Below are 16,576 nucleotides of genomic sequence, written 5' to 3' on the forward strand. Positions count from 1 at the left end.
GGTCGACTTCTGTCTGAACCCGTTGGGCGTGCCGTCGCGTATGAACGTCGGTCAGATCCTTGAAACCCACATGGGTTGGGCCGCGCGCGGTCTGGGTCTGAAGATCGACGAGGCGCTGCAGGAATACCGCCGCTCGGGCGACCTGACGCCGGTGCGCGATGCGATGAAGCACGCCTATGGCGAGGACGTCTATGCCGAGGGCATCTCGAACATGGACGAGGACGAACTGGTCGAAGCGGCCAGCAACGTCACCCGCGGCGTGCCAATCGCAACCCCGGTCTTCGACGGTGCGAAAGAGGCCGACGTCAACGACGCGCTGGTTCGCGCCGGTTTTGACACCAGCGGCCAGAGCATCCTGTTCGACGGCCGCACCGGCGAGCAGTTCGCGCGTCCGGTGACCGTGGGCGTCAAGTACCTGCTGAAACTGCACCACCTGGTGGACGACAAGATCCACGCGCGGTCGACCGGGCCCTACAGCCTGGTGACCCAGCAGCCGCTGGGCGGCAAGGCGCAGTTCGGTGGTCAGCGCTTTGGTGAGATGGAGGTCTGGGCCTTGGAAGCTTACGGCGCCGCCTACACCCTGCAGGAGATGCTGACGGTGAAATCGGATGACGTCGCCGGCCGGACAAAGGTCTATGAGTCGATCGTCAAGGGCGAGGACAACTTCGAGGCGGGCGTACCGGAATCGTTCAACGTTCTGGTGAAAGAAGTCCGTGGTCTCGGCCTGAACATGGAGTTGTTGGACGCGGTTGAGGACGAAGGGTAAACCCTTTTGCCTACCGCGCCTTTAAAAAGCACCGGGATGGGCTTTGCCCATCCCGGTAAACGCAATCACGAGGGTTCTTGCATGAACCAGGTCACGCTCAGAGGTCTGCTGGTGGCGCCTGGCGCCAGTCGCGTCTTTCTGCGCCTGCCCGTTTCGGGTGGGGTGGAGGCGTAATGGCGGATCGTGTGTCCAGTGCAGCGGTTTCGGTCCCTGCTGCGGGGTCTGAAGGCATGTTTCGTGACGTGGCTCTGCTTTTGGTGACGAATGCAGAGAACGAGCGTTTCGTGCCTGCGATCCTGCGGACATTGCAGCAGTTCTGGCCTGGACATCCGGAATGCATCGTTGTGACCAATGGTGCCTATGACGCCGATCCTGTCATTCGCACCGGCGGTGCGACCGTCACGGGCATTCTGGATGAGGCCGTACAGCAACTGCGCCGCGATCGTCCGAATCTACGGCATGTGTTTCTGCTGCAGGACGTGTTCTGTCCGCTCGCGCCGGTGGACAATGCGATGGTCGCCGCCGCCATGGAGAGCGTTCGTGCGCATGACCTGAAATATGTCCTGTTCCAATGGCCGGGCGATTTCAGCAAAGCGCTTGACCCGGAAAGTGGTCCGGTGATCCGGGACGCTAGCCTGGAACTGACCCCGATCCGCTCAAACTGGGAAGCCGTGAATTCTCTGGCCCCGGCGTTGTGGAACCTTGATCATCTTGCGTCAGTCGCCGGCCACAAAGCCGCGGAAGGGTACAACAGTCTGCGTCTGTTCGAGCAGCCTTCTCAAACGAACGAAGTCCTGCACTACATGCAGATGGAGGCGTGGCCCGTGGTCGGTGGCGGGTTTCTGTCCGGCGGCCAGATCAATCCCAAGGCGGTGTCGCGCAAGGAGTTTCCGGCGTCACCGTTGCTGTCGCAGCTGCGGGTCGAATATTGCGGTGTCGATAGCGCCAAGGCGGCCCGCCGCAAATATGATCTGGGCAAAATCGCCGGATGGTTCAAGCGTGGGTCCGAGCGGCGGCGCCGCTGGAAAGAGATCGCAGCGCGTGAACCCAGTGCGGGACCGTCGGACGTGTTTCATGACACGGTCCTTCTGGTGTCGACCTACTCGAAGAACGAACATTACATCCCCGCCGTGTTGCACACGGTCGACCGGATGTGGCCGGGTCATCCGGACTGTTTCGTTGCGACGGACGGGGATCTGGACGTGCCCAACACCCTGCGGTTTCCCGGTCGCAGTTTTGTTGAAATCCTGGGCGATGCCGCGCGCAGGATCAAACAGGATAGACCGGATACCCGGTTCGTGTTTCTGATGCTCGAAGACCTGTGCCCGCTTGGACCGGTGAACACCCCAATGATCGAGGCGGCCGTGGCAAAGGCGCGGACGCATGGCCTGAAATATGTGCTTTTCCCGTGGCATGGTGATTTTACCTGGACCTATGACCGGACGGTTGGGCCGAACTTCTTCGGTCCGGACATGGAACTGGTTCCAATGCGGCGGGACTGGGAGGCGCCGAATTCGCTAGTGGCTGCGCTTTGGGACATCGATCACCTGATATGGATGGCCGAGCAGAAGCTGGAAGCCGGCATCCACGACCCTTGGCGGTTCGAGTTCGAATTGCCCGGAAACCCGCATGTACATTATATCCAAGTCAATGGATGGCCCACGGTGTGCGATGGGTTCATGGTCGGCGGAAAGCTGAACGACCTGGCGCCCGCCGACCCCGATTTTCCGCCAACCGCGATCATGTCGAAACTCCGCAAACAGTATTGCGGGGTCGACAACCAGATAATTGCCCGATTGAAATACGGCTTGAAAACACTGTCCGAAGCGATCAAGGCGCGCCTGGCGCGCAAACCGGCAAAGGACACCAAAGTGACTGAGACGGCCAAACCTGCTGGAGACCTGTGATGAATCAGGAACTGACCCAAGGAAACAATCCCTTCAACCCGCTGACCCCGCCCAAGGTCTTTGATGAAATCAAGGTCTCGCTGGCGTCGCCGGAACGGATCCTGTCTTGGTCTTATGGCGAGATCAAGAAGCCGGAAACCATCAACTATCGCACGTTCAAGCCCGAGCGTGACGGCCTGTTCTGCGCGCGTATCTTTGGCCCGATCAAAGATTACGAATGTCTGTGCGGCAAATACAAGCGGATGAAGTATCGCGGCGTCGTCTGCGAGAAATGCGGTGTGGAAGTCACCCTGCAGAAGGTCCGCCGCGAGCGTATGGGCCACATCGAACTGGCCGCGCCCGTCGCACATATCTGGTTCCTGAAATCGCTGCCCTCCCGCATCGGTCTGATGCTGGACATGACCCTGCGCGATCTGGAACGCGTTCTGTATTTCGAAAACTATGTCGTCATCGAGCCCGGTCTGACCGACCTGACCTATGGCCAGATGCTGACCGAGGAAGAGTACATGGACGCGCAGGATGCCTATGGCATGGACGCGTTCAAGGCCAATATCGGCGCCGAAGCCATTCGTGAGATGCTGCAGAACATCGACCTCGAGGCCGAGGCCGAGCAGTTGCGCGCGGATCTGGCCGAAGCCACCGGTGAGCTGAAGCCGAAGAAGATCATCAAGCGCCTGAAGGTCGTCGAGTCCTTCCTAGAATCTGGCAACCGCCCGGAATGGATGGTGATGACCGTGATCCCGGTCATCCCGCCGGAACTGCGCCCGCTGGTGCCGCTGGATGGTGGCCGTTTCGCGACCTCGGATCTGAACGATCTGTATCGTCGCGTCATCAACCGGAACAACCGTCTGAAGCGTCTGATCGAACTGCGCGCGCCTGACATTATCGTCCGCAACGAAAAGCGGATGCTGCAGGAATCGGTTGACGCCCTGTTCGACAACGGCCGTCGTGGCCGCGTGATCACCGGCGCCAACAAGCGTCCGTTGAAATCGCTGTCTGACATGCTGAAGGGCAAGCAGGGTCGCTTCCGACAGAACCTTCTGGGGAAACGCGTCGACTTCTCGGGCCGTTCGGTCATCGTGACCGGCCCCGAGCTCAAGCTGCACCAGTGCGGCCTGCCCAAGAAGATGGCGCTGGAACTGTTCAAGCCGTTCATCTACTCGCGGCTGGAAGCCAAGGGTCTGTCTTCGACCGTGAAACAGGCGAAGAAGCTGGTCGAGAAAGAGCGCCCCGAAGTGTGGGACATCCTCGACGAGGTGATCCGCGAGCACCCGGTGATGCTGAACCGGGCGCCGACACTGCACCGTCTGGGCATTCAGGCGTTCGAGCCGGTTCTGATCGAAGGAAAGGCGATCCAGCTGCACCCGCTGGTTTGTTCGGCCTTCAACGCCGACTTCGACGGGGACCAGATGGCCGTTCACGTTCCGCTGAGCCTTGAGGCACAGCTGGAAGCGCGCGTTCTGATGATGTCGACGAACAACGTTTTGTCGCCTGCAAACGGCGCGCCGATCATCGTTCCGTCGCAGGACATGATTCTGGGCCTGTACTATCTGACCCTGGAACGCGAAGGCATGCCGGGCGAAGGCAAGGTGTTCGGCTCGATCGAAGAGGTCCAGCACGCGCTGGACGCGGGTGAGGTGCACCTGCACTCGAAGATCACCGCGCGGATCACCCAGATCGACGAAGAGGGCAACGAAGTTCAGAAGCGCTATGAGACCACGCCGGGCCGCGTGCGCCTGGGGGCTCTGCTGCCCAAGAACAACAAGGCGCCGTTCGATCTGGTCAACCGTCTGCTGCGCAAGAAAGAGGTGCAGCAGGTCATCGACACCGTCTACCGCTACTGCGGTCAGAAAGAGTCGGTGATCTTCTGTGACCAGATCATGTCGATGGGCTTCCGCGAGGCGTTCAAGGCGGGCATCTCGTTCGGCAAGGACGACATGGTAATCCCGTCCGACAAATGGGCCATCGTGGACGAGACCCGCGAGCAGGTGAAGGACTTTGAACAGCAGTACATGGACGGCCTGATCACCCAGGGCGAAAAGTACAACAAGGTCGTGGATGCCTGGTCGAAGTGCAACGACCGCGTCACCGAGGCGATGATGAACACCATCTCGGCCGTCCAGAAGAACGAGAGCGGCGCCGACAAGGAGCCGAACTCGGTCTACATGATGGCGCACTCCGGTGCCCGTGGCTCGGTCACGCAGATGAAGCAGCTGGGCGGCATGCGCGGCCTGATGGCCAAGCCGAACGGCGACATCATCGAAACGCCGATCATCTCGAACTTCAAGGAAGGTCTGACCGTTCTTGAGTACTTCAACTCGACCCACGGCGCCCGCAAGGGTCTGTCGGATACCGCTCTGAAGACGGCGAACTCGGGTTACCTGACCCGCCGCCTGGTGGACGTGGCGCAGGACTGCATCGTGCGCGAGCATGATTGCGGCACCGACCGCGCCATCACCGCCGAGGCCGCCGTCAATGACGGCGAAGTGGTCGCCTCGCTGGCCGAGCGTATCCTGGGCCGTGTCGCGGCCGAGGACATCCTGCGCCCGGGTTCGGACGAAATTCTGGTCGCTGCCGGCCAGTTGATCGACGAACGCATGGCCGACGCGATCCACGAAGCCGGTGTCCAGTCGGCCCGCATCCGCTCGCCGCTGACCTGCGAAAGCGAAGAGGGCGTCTGCGCCATGTGCTATGGCCGTGACCTGGCACGCGGCACCATGGTCAACACCGGCGAAGCGGTCGGCATCATCGCCGCCCAGTCGATCGGTGAACCCGGCACGCAGCTGACGATGCGGACCTTCCACATCGGTGGTGTTGCACAGGGCGGCCAGCAGTCGTTCCAGGAAGCCAACCAGGACGGCGTCGTCGCCTTTGAAAACCCGCAGATCCTGGTCAATGCCGCGGGCGAAAGCTTGGTCATGGGCCGGAACATGAAGCTGGTGATCAAGGACGAGCACGGAGAAGAGCGCGCCAGCTTCAAGTTGGGCTACGGCTCCAAGCTGTTCGTCAAGGATGGCGACAAGGTCAAGCGCGGCGACAAGTTGTTCGAGTGGGACCCCTACACCCTGCCGATCATCGCCGAGAAGGCCGGTACCGCGAAATATGTCGACCTGGTCTCGGGCATCGCTGTGCGGGATGAGACCGACGATGCAACCGGCATGACTCAGAAGATCGTGATCGACTGGCGTGCGGCGCCGAAAGGCAGCGACCTGAAGCCGGAAATCATCCTGGTGGACGAAAACGGCGAGCCGGTCCGCAACGATGCGGGCAACCCGGTTCACTACCCGATGTCCGTGGATGCGATCCTGTCGGTCGAGGACGGCCAGAAGATCGAGGCCGGCGACGTCGTTGCGCGTATCCCGCGCGAAGGCGCCAAGACCAAGGACATCACCGGTGGTCTGCCGCGTGTGGCCGAACTGTTCGAGGCCCGTCGCCCCAAGGATCACGCGATCATCGCCGAAATCGATGGTTACGTGCGCTTTGGCCGCGACTACAAGAACAAGCGCCGCATCTCGATTGAACCGGCGGACGAGTCGCTGGAACCCGTCGAATACATGGTGCCCAAGGGCAAGCACATCCCGGTGCAGGAAGGCGACTTCGTGCAGAAGGGTGACTACATCATGGACGGCAACCCGGCTCCGCACGACATCCTGTCGATTCTGGGCGTCGAGGCTCTGGCCGACTACATGATCAACGAGGTGCAGGAGGTCTATCGTCTGCAGGGCGTGAAGATCAACGACAAGCACATCGAGGTCATCGTGCGCCAGATGCTGCAGAAGTGGGAGATCCTCGACTCGGGCGATACCACCCTGCTGAAGGGCGAGCATGTCGACAAGCAGGAGTTCGACGCGGCCAACGAAAAGACCATCGCCCGCGGTGGTCGTCCGGCCCAGGGCGAGCCGATCCTGCTTGGGATCACCAAGGCGTCGCTGCAGACACGTTCGTTCATCTCGGCGGCATCGTTCCAGGAAACTACCCGCGTGCTGACCGAAGCCTCGGTTCAGGGCAAGAAGGACAAGCTGGTCGGCCTGAAGGAAAACGTCATCGTCGGCCGCCTGATCCCGGCGGGTACCGGTGGCGCGACGCAGGCCGTGCGCCAGATCGCACAGCAGCGTGACAACGTGGTCATCGAGGCCCGTCGCGAAGAGGCCGAGGCCGCAGCCGCCCTGGCGGCTCCGGTGATCGACGACGACGTGATGGGCGACGATCTGGACGCGCTGATCGAAACCCCGGAAAGCCGCGAGTAAACTCCGATTTCCGTGGAACGAAACAGGCCCCGCATCTGCGGGGCCTTTTTCGTTTTTCCGAGTGCTCCCGGCATATTGACAACGGGCCGGTGGCGCGGGCCAATGGGTCGGTGATTTCCCAATGGGCCATTTCGATGACTCCGAACGTCAAGGGCGCGCTGCTGATGATGGGCAGCATGGCCGCCTTCACCGTGAACGATACGCTGGTCAAAGCGGCTGGACAGGATCTGCCGCTGTTTCAGCTCGTTGCGATGCGCGGGCTGCTGGCCACTACCCTGGTGTTTCTACTGGCGCGGCGTCTGGGCGCGTTGCACCTGCGGTTTTCCGGCTATGACAGGGTTCTGGTGGCGGTGCGCTCGCTGTCCGAGCTGTTGGCCACGTTCTTCTTTCTGACCGCGCTGATGCACATGCCGCTGGCCAATGTGACGGCGGTTCTGCAGGCGCTGCCGCTGACGGTGACCCTCGGCGCGGCACTGTTCTTCGCCGAACCGATCGGATGGCGGCGAGTTCTGGCCATCGCCATGGGGTTTGCTGGAATGCTGTTGATCGTGCGGCCAGGGCCGGACGGGTTCAGCCTGTATGCACTTTATGCGCTGGTAGCTGTCATGTGCGTGACTGCGCGCGACTTGATCACGCGGCGGATGTCGTCTGAGGTCCCGTCGATGGTGGTGACGCTGGCGACATCGCTGACGATCACCCTGGCGGCGGCCGTGGCCTCGGTGTTCCAGGGATGGGTGCCCGTCGCCGCGCCGACGGGTCTTCTGATCGGCTCGGCTGCCATTTTCGTTTTGCTGGGGTATCTGTTCAGCGTGATGGTCATGAGGGTGGGCGAGGTCGGGTTCGTCGCGCCGTTCCGCTATACCAGCCTGATCTGGGCGCTGGTGCTGGGCTGGGCCGTGTTCGGCGACTGGCCAGACCGGCTGACGATGCTGGGCGCGGTGCTGGTCGTAGGGGCGGGGCTGTTCACTTTGTTCCGCGAACGGAGTCTTCAGGCCTCGGAGTAGCCCCGGCAGACGGCGTCCGCGTCGATTGCGAACCGGGTGCGGAACAGGTCCCGCTCTGCATCGTCAAGGGGGGGCAGGGGGCTTCGGTTGGTTCGCGCCCTTTGCGAGTCGTTGAAGCCGTTAAACGTTCGGACCCACATCGGCCGATCGGGCACCGTGACCACCGGCATGAACCGCCCCATGCGCTGATGGGCAAAATTCATGATGGTCAAGGGGCAGCCGCCTTGGACGAGCATACCCAGACCCACGCCCAGCAGTTTGCGCCGGACCGGCTTGGCCTGCACGCCGAAGGGACCGAACCGGGCCAGATACCCCTGGTCGAAATCAATCGCCACGGACAGGTTGCGGGCCGCGAGCTCGGTCGCCTCAACCGCCGCCTGTCGCAAGCTTTCGATGAAGTCGACCGCGACGGCGTCATCGTCATCCTGCCGGAACTGCAGGCAGGGCCGGTCAGGATGACGGCGGGCGTCGTTGAGGATCTGCTTCATCACCGCGCGATGCCGTCCGGGCTCGCGCTCGATGATCCTGACCTGCGGCATTCCGGCCGTCAGGTCGCGCAGGCGAGCCTTGGCCGGTGACGGCAGGCAGGTGCCGGTCACGATGATCAATTCGAAATCGGGGTCGGTCTGGGCCTTCAGGCCCGGCAGGGCGCAGGTTTCGAACAGGCGGAAGCGCTCGACCAGACGGTCGGTACGGTACAGGTGGCGGCGCCGGGCCTCGATCGTGTCATGTTCGGTCTGGTACCCGCCGATCGCAGGGTAGGAGAACCGGCACAGGCCAATGACTTGCATGATCTCGTCCGCTTGGGTATCGCCACGCCGGACTATGCATCGGCCCGCCGCAGGCTGCAACAGGGGCCATTTCCGGCCAGTGCGGCCGTGGCTGTTGACACTTGGGCCGACTCCCCCTATACGCCCGACATCTCGGTATGGGGGCCGCCCCGAAGCCGAAATCAGAAACGGACTGGTCAAGGCCCGGACAGTTTTGTCGTTCGCGCCCTCTGATAACCAACCGCGACGTTCACCTCGGAATGGGAACGCTCGCGGGTTTTGCGCTTGTGGACGCATTGGCGCAGCGAAGTTAACCGCACGCAATGCGCGTGCATGTCATGTGTGTTGCAAAACGGGGAAGAAACCGGAATGCCAACTATTCAGCAGCTGATCCGCAAGCCGCGGCAGCCCAAAGTGAAACGCTCGAAGTCCATGCACCTGGAGCAGTGCCCGCAGAAGCGCGGCGTCTGCACCCGCGTGTACACTACCACGCCGAAGAAGCCGAACTCGGCCATGCGGAAGGTCGCCAAGGTGCGCCTGACCAACGGATACGAGGTCATATCGTACATCCCCGGTGAAAGCCACAACCTGCAGGAGCACTCGGTGGTCCTGATCCGTGGCGGCCGTGTGAAAGACCTTCCGGGTGTCCGTTACCACATCCTGCGCGGTGTTCTGGATACCCAGGGCGTCAAAGACCGTAAGCAGCGTCGTTCGAAATACGGCGCGAAGCGTCCCAAGTAAGAAGGAGAGGCCGAGATGTCCCGTCGTCACGCCGCCGAAAAACGCGAAGTCCTGCCTGACGCCAAATTTGGCGACAAGGTTCTGACGAAATTCATGAACAACCTGATGATCGACGGCAAGAAGTCGGTCGCCGAGCGCATCGTCTACAACGCCTTCGACCGCATCGAAAGCAAGATCAAGCGCGCACCCGTCGAAGTGTTTCACGAAGCGCTCGACAACATCAAACCGTCGGTCGAGGTCCGCTCGCGCCGGGTTGGTGGTGCAACCTATCAGGTTCCGGTCGAAGTGCGCCCCGAGCGCCGCGAAGCGCTGGCTATCCGCTGGCTGATCGCCGCCGCGCGCAACCGCAACGAAAACACCATGGAAGAACGCCTCGCCGGTGAATTGCTGGACGCCGTACAGTCCCGCGGTACTGCCGTTAAGAAGCGCGAAGACACCCACAAGATGGCCGAGGCGAACAAAGCCTTCAGCCACTACCGCTGGTAACCCTAGAGGCTTATCCAAATGGCACGCGAATATCCGCTCGAACTATACCGTAACTTCGGTATCATGGCGCACATCGACGCAGGCAAGACCACCTGCTCGGAGCGTATCCTGTATTACACCGGCAAATCCCACAACATCGGTGAGGTGCACGATGGTGCAGCCACCATGGACTGGATGGAGCAGGAGCAGGAACGCGGCATCACCATCACCTCGGCTGCGACCACCACATTCTGGGAGCGCACCGAGGACGGTAAGACCGCCGATACCCCCAAGCACCGCCTGAACATCATCGACACCCCCGGCCACGTTGACTTCACCATCGAAGTGGAGCGCTCGCTGGCCGTTCTCGACGGTGCCGTCTGCGTTCTGGACGCAAACGCCGGTGTTGAACCCCAGACCGAAACCGTGTGGCGTCAGGCTGACCGCTACAAGGTTCCGCGCATCGTGTTCGTCAACAAGATGGACAAGATCGGTGCCGACTTCTTCAACTGCGTGCGCATGATCGAAGACCGCACCGGCGCGCGCGCCGTTCCGGTCGGTATTCCGATTGGCGCCGAGAACGAGCTGGAAGGCCTGATCGACCTGGTCACCATGGAAGAATGGCTGTGGCAGGGCGAAGACTTGGGTGCAAGCTGGGTCAAGGCTCCGATCCGCGACAGCCTGAAGGACATAGCCGAAGAGTGGCGCGGCAAGATGATCGAAGCCGCCGTCGAGCAAGACGACGACGCCATGATGGAATACCTGGAAGGCAACGAGCCCGACATCCCGACCCTGCGCAAACTGCTGCGCAAGGGCACTCTGGCGCTGGACTTCGTTCCGGTTCTGGGTGGTTCGGCGTTCAAGAACAAAGGTGTTCAGCCGCTGCTCAACGCCGTGATCGACTATTTGCCCAGCCCGCTGGACGTTGTCGACTATATGGGCTTCAAGCCTGGCGACGAGACCGAAGAGCGCAACATCGCCCGTCGTGCCGATGACAACCAGCCCTTCGCTGGCCTGGCGTTCAAGATCATGAACGACCCGTTCGTCGGTTCGCTGACCTTCACCCGGATCTACTCGGGCGTGCTGAACAAGGGCGACTCGATCCTGAACTCGACCAAGGGCAAGAAAGAGCGCATCGGTCGTATGATGATGATGCACTCGAACAACCGGGAAGAGATCGAGGAAGCGTTTGCAGGCGACATCATCGCGCTGGCGGGTCTGAAGGACACCACCACCGGTGACACCCTGTGCGACGCGAAGGATCCGGTGGTTCTGGAAACCATGACCTTCCCCGATCCGGTGATCGAGATCGCGGTCGAGCCCAAAACCAAGGGCGACCAGGAGAAGATGTCGCAGGGTCTGGCCCGTCTGGCCGCCGAAGACCCGTCCTTCCGCGTGGAAACCGACCTGGAATCGGGTCAGACCATCATGAAGGGCATGGGCGAACTTCACCTGGACATCCTGGTTGATCGTCTGAAGCGCGAGTTCAAGGTCGAAGCCAACATCGGTGCGCCGCAGGTGGCCTATCGTGAGACCATCTCGATGCCGATTGAACACACCTACACCCACAAGAAACAGTCGGGTGGTTCGGGTCAGTTCGCCGAGGTCAAGCTCGAGATCACTCCGACCGAACCGGGCGAAGGGTATTCGTTCGAAAGCCGCATCGTGGGTGGCGCCGTTCCCAAGGAATACATCCCGGGTGTCGAAAAAGGCATCCAGTCCGTCATGGACAGCGGCCCGCTGGCCGGCTTCCCTGTGATCGACTTCAAGGTTGCTCTGCTGGACGGTAAATTCCACGACGTCGACTCGAGCGTTCTGGCGTTCGAAATCGCGGCGCGGATGTGCATGCGCGAAGGTCTGAAAAAGGCCGGCGCGAAACTGCTGGAACCGATCATGAAGGTCGAAGTGATCACCCCGGAAGAGTATACCGGCGGTATCATCGGCGACCTGACTTCGCGTCGGGGCCAGGTGTCTGGACAAGAGCCGCGCGGCAACGCGATCGCCATCCAGGCCTTCGTGCCGCTGGCGAACATGTTCGGCTACATCAACACCCTGCGTTCGATGTCGTCGGGCCGTGCCCAGTTTACCATGCAGTTCGACCACTACGATCCGGTTCCGCAGAACATCGCGGAAGAGATCCAGGCGAAATACGCCTAAGCGACAAAGTTTGAGGGGGCCCGGTCTCCGGGCTCCCGTCATTACCGAAAAAGGAGGCCATCATGGCAAAGGAAAAGTTTGAGCGTACAAAACCGCACGTCAACATCGGCACGATCGGCCACGTTGACCACGGCAAGACGACGCTGACCGCAGCGATCACCAAGTATTTCGGCGACTTCAAGGCGTATGACCAGATTGACGGCGCGCCGGAAGAGAAGGCGCGCGGCATCACCATCTCGACCGCCCACGTGGAATACGAGACCGACAACCGCCACTATGCGCACGTCGACTGCCCCGGCCACGCCGACTACGTCAAGAACATGATCACCGGTGCGGCGCAGATGGACGGCGCGATCCTGGTTGTGAACGCAGCTGACGGCCCGATGCCGCAGACCCGCGAGCACATTCTGCTGGGCCGTCAGGTTGGCATCCCGAAGATGGTCGTGTTCCTGAACAAGGTTGACCAGGTTGACGACGAAGAGCTGCTGGAACTGGTTGAGATGGAAGTGCGCGAACTGCTGTCCAGCTACGAATATCCTGGCGACGACATTCCGATCATCGCGGGTTCGGCTCTGGCCGCGATGGAAGGCCGCGACCCGGAGATCGGCGAGAACAAGATCCGCGAGCTGATGGCGGCCGTTGACGAGTACATCGACACGCCCGAGCGTGCCGTTGACCAGCCGTTCCTGATGCCGATCGAAGACGTGTTCTCGATCTCGGGCCGCGGCACCGTTGTGACCGGCCGTGTCGAGCGTGGCGTGATCAACGTCGGCGACGAGATCGAGATTGTCGGCATCCGCGACACGCAGAAGACCACCTGCACCGGTGTCGAGATGTTCCGCAAGCTGCTGGACCGCGGCGAAGCCGGCGACAACATCGGCGCGCTGCTGCGCGGCATCGACCGTGACGGCGTCGAGCGTGGCCAGGTTCTGGCCAAGCCGGGTTCGGTGACCCCGCACACCAAGTTCGAAGCCGAAGCCTACATCCTGACCAAGGAAGAGGGCGGCCGTCACACCCCGTTCTTCGCGAACTACCGTCCGCAGTTCTACTTCCGTACGACTGACGTGACCGGCACGGTTCAGCTGAAGGAAGGCACTGAGATGGTCATGCCGGGCGACAACGTCGGCTTCACCGTCGAACTGATCGCTCCGATCGCGATGGAAGACGGCCTGCGTTTCGCCATCCGCGAAGGCGGCCGCACCGTCGGCGCCGGCGTCGTGTCGAAAATCATCGAGTAATTCGCACAAGCGAATGATCAAACGGAAAGGGCGTCCCTCGGGGCGCCCTTTTTGTTTGGATTCAATAATCACGAGACGCGCACAAAAAGTGTGTCGAAAATCATCGCGCAAGGCGCGCTTGCCGCGCCTGGTTGCGGCAGGTGATTTTCCAGGGGACAATCTGCCGAAAGCAACACGGTGAGAAAACCAAGAAGGCCGCTCCGTGGGGGGCGGCCTTTTCTTTTTCATTTTCTGAAAGTCCAATAGCGACTGCGAATGAGTACGAGTCTGTAGTTAAATTTTTTTGTAAGAATAGTCTTCCCAGACGTCAGGAAGACACGGTTCGCAATGCTCACGAGCTTGAACGGAGACATCGATGGCATTGGATATTGAGTCAGTCATTGTAACAAGTGTATCGGCTGGTGAAGGCGGCGCGTTCGTCGCCTTTGGCATTTTTTGGAAGCTTGGGACGCGGTTGGCTTGAGGCACAGTTTTCAAGGCAACTCGAGGCCTTTAGGCACGACAAGGCGAAAGAGATCGAACATTTTCGCGCAGAAATCGATGGAGAGTTGAAGGCCCGCATCCGGCTTCAAGAGAAACAGTTTGAAGCAATACTTCGCACGTGGGAGTCGTTGAAGACTGCTCAGGAGAATCTGCTCTGTTCCATATCTCCTTTGCAGTAGTATTCGGACCTCCGCCGCATGGATGAACAGGCGCGAGATGAATACCCCTCTTCATTTGATCTGGAGGAGTGGCAAAAAAGCGAGATCCTATCCTCTGTCGATGTGCAGGACAGGTTTCAAAAAATGGTAGATCGCAAGAGGTTTGCCGAGGCGGCAACGACCTTTGCTGCCTTCGACCGGCTCACACGATCAAATGAGCTGTTCTTCGAGCCGGAGATACTTCGATTGATCCGCTCAATCTGCGACAGGATGCAAAGCTCGCTGGTAAGCCGCGAAAATGCGATAGATGTTGGTGACTTCGCAGAAGGCCGGCAAGCTTGGGACGAGTACAACAAAGAATGCGTCCCGCTGATAAAATCCTTGGTTTCAGAGTTTCGAGGGTTGTTGGTAAAGTAGCCTACCGCGCAGCAAGCATGTTTTCTAACCAAAATCCCTTGCCAAACCCCTTTCTCCCATGTATTCCGCGCGAGTTCTCATGCAGAACGTAAAGGCGGGGTGATTCCCGCCTTTTGGGTTCGATGAGGGTTGGCGATGAGCGCCTGTCCTCCTCTCAACTCCAACGCCTGAAAAAAAGGCTGTTATGATGCAAAGCCAAAACATCCGTATTCGGCTCAAGGCATTTGACTATCGCGTCCTGGATGCCAGCACGCAAGAGATCGTCAACACTGCCAAGCGGACCGGCGCGCAAGTGCGTGGCCCGATCCCGCTGCCGAACAAGATCGAGAAGTTCACGGTTCTCCGTGGCCCTCACGTTGACAAGAAATCCCGCGATCAGTTCGAGATCCGCACGCACAAGCGTCTGCTCGACATCGTAGATCCGACGCCCCAGACCGTGGACGCGCTGATGAAGCTCGACCTCGCCGCTGGTGTGGACGTCGAGATCAAGCTGCAGTCGTAAGATCGGAGGGTATTGATGATGCGCTCTGGTATTATCGCAAAGAAAGTCGGCATGACCCGGCTGTTCATGGAAGACGGTCGTCAGATCCCTGTCACCGTTCTGCACCTGGACAACCTGCAGGTCGTCGCACAGCGCACCGCTGACAAAGACGGCTATACCGCCGTTCAGCTGGGCGCCGGTGCCGCCAAGGCAAAACGCACCTCGAAGGCCATGCGCGGCCACTTCGCCGCCGCCAAGGTCGAGCCCAAGCGCAAGCTGGTCGAGTTCCGCGTGTCGGAAGACGCGCTGATCGAAGTGGGCGCCGAGATCTCGGCAGATCACTTCGTCGAAGGTCAGAAGGTTGACGTTTCGGGCACCTCGATCGGTAAAGGCTTTGCCGGTGCGATGAAGCGCCACAACTTCGGTGGTCTGCGCGCCTCGCACGGTGTCTCGATCTCGCACCGTTCGCACGGTTCGACCGGTCAGTGTCAGGACCCGGGCAAGGTGTTCAAGGGCAAGAAGATGGCCGGTCACATGGGTGCTGCACGTGTCACCACGCAGAACCTCGAAGTCGTCAAAACCGACGCCGAGCGTGGCCTGGTCTTCATCAAGGGTGCCGTTCCTGGGCCGAAATCGGGCTGGGTCACCGTCAAGGACGCCGTGAAGAAGAAAGCGCCCGAGGGTCTGCCGTTCCCGGCTGCTCTGAAAACTGCAGCGACCGAGGCTCCGGCTGAAGAAGCGCCCGCGGAAGGGGGTGAAGCATGAAACTTGACGTGATCAAACTGGACGGCAAGAAAGCCGGCGACATCGAGCTGGACGAAGCTCTGTTCGGCCTCGAGCCGCGTGCGGACATCCTGCACCGTGTGGTCCGTTGGCAGCGCAACAACGCGCAGGCCGGCACCCACAAGGTCAAGACCCGGTCCGAGACCAGCTACTCGACCAAGAAGATCTATCGCCAGAAGGGCACCGGTGGCGCACGTCACGGTGACCGCAACGCGCCGATCTTCCGCAAGGGTGGCATCTACAAGGGCCCGACCCCGCGTTCGCACGGCCACGACCTGCCCAAGAAGTTCCGCAAGCTGGGCCTGCGCCACGCTCTGTCGGCCAAGGCAAAAGCTGGTGAGCTGGTCGTGATCGAGGCTGCCGAAGCCGAAGGCAAGACCGCCGCACTGGCCAAGCAGGTTGCAAACCTGGGCTGGAAGCGCGCTCTGGTCATCGACGGCGCCACCGTGAACGAAGGTTTCGCCCGCGCAGCCCGCAACATCGAAGGTCTGGATGTCCTGCCGTCGATGGGCGCAAACGTCTATGACATCCTCAAGCGTGACACGCTGGTGCTCACCAAAGCGGGTGTCGAAGCACTGGAGGCTCGACTGAAATGAGCGCGAAGGCAGAACACTACGACGTGATCCGCAAGCCGATCATCACCGAGAAAACGACCATGGCGTCCGAAAACGGCGCGGTTGTCTTCGAGGTCGCGATCGACGCCAACAAGCCGCAGATCAAAGAGGCCGTCGAGGCGTTGTTTGGTGTGAAGGTCAAGGCGGTGAACACCACCGTGACCAAAGGCAAGGTCAAGCGGTTCCGCGGCCAGCTGGGCAAGCGGAAAGATGTCAAAAAAGCCTATGTGACCCTGGAAGAGGGCAACACCATCGACGTGACCACCGGTCTTTGATCGGACCCGTCTGTGGAGAGAGATGAAAGCCCCCGCCGAAAGGCGGGGGTTTTTTATTTGATTTTTTTGA

The 16,576-nt window shown here is 60.8% G+C and carries 14 protein-coding genes; 13 read left to right on the forward strand and 1 reads right to left on the reverse strand.

What is annotated here, in order from left to right; all coding sequences use genetic code 11:
* The 4 genes from AC2FMM_RS15380 to AC2FMM_RS15395 all read left to right on the forward strand — a co-directional run.
* Positions 1-766 (forward strand): DNA-directed RNA polymerase subunit beta (locus AC2FMM_RS15380; RefSeq protein ID WP_496797030.1); only part of this gene is annotated, 766 nt, incomplete at its 5' end.
* A gap of 173 nt (positions 767-939) precedes the next feature.
* Complete coding sequence (locus AC2FMM_RS15385) at positions 940-2,673, forward strand: hypothetical protein (RefSeq protein WP_496797031.1); 1,734 nt, start codon at positions 940-942, stop codon at positions 2,671-2,673.
* Complete coding sequence (gene rpoC, locus AC2FMM_RS15390) at positions 2,673-6,920, forward strand: DNA-directed RNA polymerase subunit beta' (protein ID WP_496797032.1); 4,248 nt, start codon at positions 2,673-2,675, stop codon at positions 6,918-6,920. Before AC2FMM_RS15385 ends, rpoC begins: the two co-directional genes overlap by 1 nt.
* Before the next feature lie 134 nt (positions 6,921-7,054).
* Positions 7,055-7,924, forward strand: coding sequence for a DMT family transporter (locus AC2FMM_RS15395; protein WP_496797051.1), 870 nt, complete (start codon positions 7,055-7,057; stop codon positions 7,922-7,924).
* Here AC2FMM_RS15395 and AC2FMM_RS15400 read toward each other — a convergent pair.
* Positions 7,909-8,715, reverse strand: coding sequence for a glycosyltransferase (locus tag AC2FMM_RS15400; RefSeq protein WP_496797033.1), 807 nt, complete (start codon positions 8,713-8,715; stop codon positions 7,909-7,911). The two genes, AC2FMM_RS15395 and AC2FMM_RS15400, sit on opposite strands and share 16 nt — an antisense overlap.
* Positions 8,716-9,063: 348 nt before the next feature.
* Here AC2FMM_RS15400 and rpsL point away from each other — a divergent pair, with 348 nt between their 5' ends.
* The 9 genes from rpsL (at position 9,064) to AC2FMM_RS15445 (ending at position 16,506) form a co-directional block, all read left to right on the forward strand.
* Positions 9,064-9,435, forward strand: coding sequence for a 30S ribosomal protein S12 (gene rpsL, locus AC2FMM_RS15405; protein WP_005980675.1), 372 nt, complete (start codon positions 9,064-9,066; stop codon positions 9,433-9,435).
* A 15-nt stretch (positions 9,436-9,450) separates the two neighbouring features.
* Complete coding sequence (gene rpsG, locus AC2FMM_RS15410) at positions 9,451-9,921, forward strand: 30S ribosomal protein S7 (RefSeq protein ID WP_005980678.1); 471 nt, start codon at positions 9,451-9,453, stop codon at positions 9,919-9,921.
* 18 nt (positions 9,922-9,939) lie between these two features.
* On the forward strand, positions 9,940-12,057 hold the full coding sequence (fusA, locus tag AC2FMM_RS15415) for an elongation factor G (RefSeq protein WP_496682826.1): 2,118 nt from the start codon (positions 9,940-9,942) through the stop codon (positions 12,055-12,057).
* A gap of 62 nt (positions 12,058-12,119) precedes the next feature.
* Positions 12,120-13,295, forward strand: a complete 1,176-nt coding sequence (tuf, locus tag AC2FMM_RS15420) for an elongation factor Tu (protein ID WP_496796523.1) — start codon at positions 12,120-12,122, stop codon at positions 13,293-13,295.
* Positions 13,296-13,975: 680 nt separating this feature from the next.
* Positions 13,976-14,353, forward strand: a complete 378-nt coding sequence (locus AC2FMM_RS15425; protein WP_496797034.1) for a hypothetical protein — start codon at positions 13,976-13,978, stop codon at positions 14,351-14,353.
* Between the two features lie 187 nt (positions 14,354-14,540).
* Entirely contained in the window at positions 14,541-14,855 is a 315-nt protein-coding gene (gene rpsJ / locus AC2FMM_RS15430) for a 30S ribosomal protein S10 (RefSeq protein ID WP_005621947.1), read from the forward strand.
* A gap of 18 nt (positions 14,856-14,873) precedes the next feature.
* Entirely contained in the window at positions 14,874-15,599 is a 726-nt protein-coding gene (gene rplC, locus AC2FMM_RS15435; RefSeq protein ID WP_496797035.1) for a 50S ribosomal protein L3, read from the forward strand.
* Entirely contained in the window at positions 15,596-16,213 is a 618-nt protein-coding gene (gene rplD / locus AC2FMM_RS15440; RefSeq protein ID WP_149777559.1) for a 50S ribosomal protein L4, read from the forward strand. The genes rplC and rplD overlap by 4 nt, the downstream gene beginning before the upstream one ends.
* Complete coding sequence (locus AC2FMM_RS15445) at positions 16,210-16,506, forward strand: 50S ribosomal protein L23 (protein WP_170367992.1); 297 nt, start codon at positions 16,210-16,212, stop codon at positions 16,504-16,506. Before rplD ends, AC2FMM_RS15445 begins: the two co-directional genes overlap by 4 nt.
* Positions 16,507-16,576 lie beyond the last annotated feature (70 nt).

It is taken from the genome of Ruegeria sp. BHSC043 (genome assembly GCF_059612985.1).